Source organism: Streptomyces sp. FH025 (assembly GCF_017427025.1).
Classification (GTDB): domain Bacteria; phylum Actinomycetota; class Actinomycetes; order Streptomycetales; family Streptomycetaceae; genus Kitasatospora.
This window is the reverse complement of record NZ_JAFLNG010000690.1, coordinates 1-4,054: the sequence shown is the minus strand read 5'-3', so window position 1 is coordinate 4,054 and position 4,054 is coordinate 1. Positions and strand designations below refer to the sequence as shown.

The following is a 4,054-nucleotide window of genomic DNA, read 5'->3' as shown; positions in this document are numbered from 1 at the left end:
ACGGCGCACCCTGCCCGAGGCCTTCGCCCGGCAGGCCGCCCACACGCCCGACGCCCCGGCCGTCCGCTCCGGCGACGTACAGCTGACCTACCGGGAGCTCGACGAGCGCTCCAACCGGCTGGCCCGGCTGCTGATCGAGGCGGGCGCGGGCCCCGAGCGCTTCGTCGCGCTCGCGCTGCCCCGCACCGCCGACCTGGTCGTGGCCCTGCTGGCGGTGCTCAAGAGCGGCGCCGGCTACCTTCCCGTCGACCCGGGGTACCCGGCCGAACGGATCGCGTTCCTCTTCGACGACGTGCGGCCGGACGCCGTGATCACCGACACCGGGATGCGAGGCCGGCTGCCGGACGGCCCGTACGCCCGGATCCTGCTGGACGACCCGGCCTGCGCCGAACGGCTCGCCGCCGCCCGCCACGACGGCGTGGGCGCGCAGGAACGATCCGGCGAACTGCTGCCCGAACACCCCGCCTACGTCATCCACACCTCCGGCTCCACCGGCACCCCCAAGGGCGTCGTGGTCGCCCACGCCTCGGTACTGGCGCTCACCGACTGGGCCGCCGCCGAGTTCACCGGCCGGGGCCTGGCCCACGTGGTCGCCGCGACGTCACTGAACTTCGACGTGTCCGTCTTCGAGCTCTTCGCGCCCCTGCTGTCCGGCGGCCTCGTCGAACTCGTCCGGGACCTGCTGGCCCTGGCCGAGCGCCCCGGGCCGTGGAAGGCCGGACTGCTCAGCGCGGTGCCCTCCGCCCTCGGCGGACTCCTCGCCGACGGCGCCGTGCGCATCGGCGCGGACACCGTCGTCCTGGCCGGCGAGGGACTGCCCGCCCGCACCGTGCGCCAGGTCCGGGAGGCTATCCCCGGCTGCCGGGTGCTGAACGTCTACGGCCCCACCGAGGCCACCGTCTACGCCACCGCCTTCACCTGCGACCCCGCCGACCCCGACCGGGACCCGCCGATCGGCCGCCCGGTCGGCGGCGCCCGGGCCTACGTCCTGGACGAGCGGCTGCGCCCCGTGCCCGTCGGCGCGCCGGGGGAGCTGTACCTGGCCGGCACCGGCGTGGCGCGCGGCTACCTGCGCCGCCCCGGGCTGACCGCCGCCCGCTTCCTGCCCGACCCCTTCGGCCCGGCCGGGGGTGGGCCCCTCGCCCCCAGCCTGGCGGCTGGGAGGTACCCCCAGCCCGGCGGCGGGCAAGGAGGGAGGATGTACCGCACCGGCGACCGGGTGCGCTGGACGGCCGACGGCGACCTCGTCTACCTCGGCCGCGCCGACGACCAGGTCAAGGTGCGCGGCTTCCGGATCGAACTCGGCGAGGTCGAGGCCGCGTTGGCCCGCCACCCGCAGGTCGCGGCCGCCGCCGCCCGGGTCGTGGAGCACGACGGCCACCGGCGCCTGGTCGGCTACGCGGTGCCCCGCGCGGGCGGGCTGCCGGAGGCCGCCGAGTGGCGCGCCTTCCTCGGCCGCACGCTCCCCGACCACCTGGTACCCGCCCTGGTGGTGCGGCTGGAGCGGCTGCCGCTCGGCGCCACCGGCAAACTCGACCGGCGCGCACTGCCCGAACCGGAGTGGGCGGCCCCGGCGGCCGAAGCCCGGCCGCTGCGCACCGAGGCGGAACGCACCCTCGCCGCGATCTGGCGCGAGGTGCTCGGCGTGCCCGAAGTCGGCGCGGACGACAACTACTTCGCGCTCGGCGGCGACTCGATCCTCGGCATCCGGATCGTCTCGGCGGCCCGCCGGGCCGGCCTCGCGCTGACCCCCCGCCACCTGTTCGCTCACCAGACGCTGGCCGAACTCGCCCTCGCCGCCCAGGAGTCACCCCGCCCGGCCGTCCTCGCCGAACAGGGCGCCGTCGTCGGCGAGACCCCGCTCACCCCCGTCCAGCACTGGCTGCTGGACACCCTCGACGGAGACCCCGCCCGCTTCACCCAGTCCGTCTCCTTCCGCCTCGCCCCCGGCACCGACCCGGCCCTGCTGCGGGCCGCACTGGCCGCCGTCCTGGAGCGGCACGACGCGCTGCGGCTGCGCTTCCGGCCGCTCGGCGACGGCCGCTGGCGCCAGGACGGCGCCGCACCCGGCGAGGCACCGGACCTGCGGACGTACGACCTGCCCGCCGCCACCGCACCGGAGTTCGACGCGGTCGCGCGCGAACTCGCCGAGGGCTTCGACCTGGCCGACGGACCGCTGCTGCGGGCCGCCCTGTGCCGCTTCGAGGGCGACCCCCACCCCGTCCTGCTGCTGGCCGCGCACCACCTGGTGGTCGACGCGGTGTCCTGGCGCATCATCCTGGAGGACCTCGAAGTCGCCCACCGCGCCCTGCACGCCGGCGGGCGGCCCGACCTCGGCCCCAAGACCACCTCGTTCCGGGCCTGGGCCGAACGCCTCGCCGCCCACACCGCGGCCGGCGGCTTCGACGCGGAACGCGCCCACTGGTCCGACCAGGCCCACGAGGCCGCCACCGCCCTGCCGACCGACCTCGACGGCGCCAACACCGCCGCCGAAGAGGAGTCGCTGACCCTCGGCCTGGACGCCGACACCACCCGGCGGCTGCTCCAGGACGTCCCCGAGGCCTACCGCACCCGCGTCAACGACGTCCTGCTCAGCGCCCTGGGCCGGGTGCTGGCCCGCTGGACCGGACGGGACAGGGTGGCCGTCGCCCTGGAGGGCCACGGCCGCGAGGACCTGTTCGACGGCGTCGACCTGAGCCGCACCGTCGGCTGGTTCACCGCCCTGTACCCCGTCGCCCTCGACGTGCCCCGGGGCGCCGACACCGGCACCGTCCTCAAGGCCGTCAAGGAGAACCTGCGCGCCGTCCCGCACGGCGGCCTCGGCCACGGCGCGCTGCGCCACCTGACACCCGACCTCCGACTGCCCGAGGCGCCGCGAATCTCCTTCAACTACCTGGGCCGGCAGGACTGGACCGCCACCCCCGGCGGCCTGCTGCACGCCCCGCACGGACCGCTCACCGGCGGCATGGACCGCGAGGCCGAGCGCCCGCACCTGCTGGACGTGCTCGGGCGGGTCAGCGAAGGCCGGCTGGAGTTCACCTGGTCCTACTCCCGTGAGGTCCACCACCGGGAGACGATCGCCCGGCTGGCCGCCGAACTGCTCGACGAACTGCGGGAGATCGTCCGCCACTGCGCCGAACCCGGCGCCGGCGGCCGCACCCCCTCCGACTTCCCGCTCGTCCGCCTCGACCAGACCGCCGTCGACCGGCTGGCCGGCACCGGGCGCGACGTCACCGACATCCAGCCGCTCACCCCCACCCAGACCGGCATGGTGGTGCACGGCCTCGACGAGGCGCGGCACGGCCTGTACGTCGAGCGGATCACCTTCGTCCTGGACGGCGCCCGCGACCCCCGGCTGCTCGCCGCCGCCTGGCAGCACGTCATCGACCGCACCCCCGTGCTGCGCACCACCGTCGCTCTGCACGACGTGCCCGTCCCTCTCCAGGTGGTCCACCGGCACGCGCCGCTGCCGGTCACCGACCACGACTGGAGCGACCTGACGGAGGCCGAGCGCGAGGCCCGGCTGGAGCGGCTGCTCGCCGAACGGCAGGCCCGCCCGCTCGCCCTGGACCGGGCCCCGCTGCTGCGGCTCGACCTGATCCGGCTCGGGCCGGACGCGGTACGGGTGGTGTGGACCTTCCACCACGTGCTGCTGGACGGCTGGAGCGTCTTCCACGTCCTGTCCGACGTGCTCGCCGCCCACGCCGCGCTCGCCCGGGGCGAGGTGCCCGAACTGCCCGAGCGCCGACCCTTCGCGGACTACGTCGGCTGGCTCGCCGCCCGCGACACCGCCCCCGCCCAGGCGCACTGGCGCACCGCGCTGTCGGACCTCGCCACACCCACCGCACTGCCCTACGACCGCAGGCCCGCCCCCGGCGACACCGCCCGCTCCGACTCCTGGCTCTCCCACCGCCTCGACGAGGCCGCGACGGAGCGGCTCCAGGAGTTCGCCCGCCGCCACCGCCTCACCCTCAACACCCTGGTGCAGGGCGCCTGGGCGCTGCTGCTGTCGCGCTGGAGCGGGGAGCGGCAGGTGTGCTTCGGCACCACCGTC

1 protein-coding gene is annotated in these 4,054 nt (G+C 76.5%); it reads left to right on the top strand.

All coding sequences use genetic code 11. The features are described 5' to 3' along the window. The coding region (locus J0670_RS32115) for a non-ribosomal peptide synthetase (protein ID WP_207815546.1) at window positions 1–4,054 on the top strand (4,054 nt) is incomplete at both ends.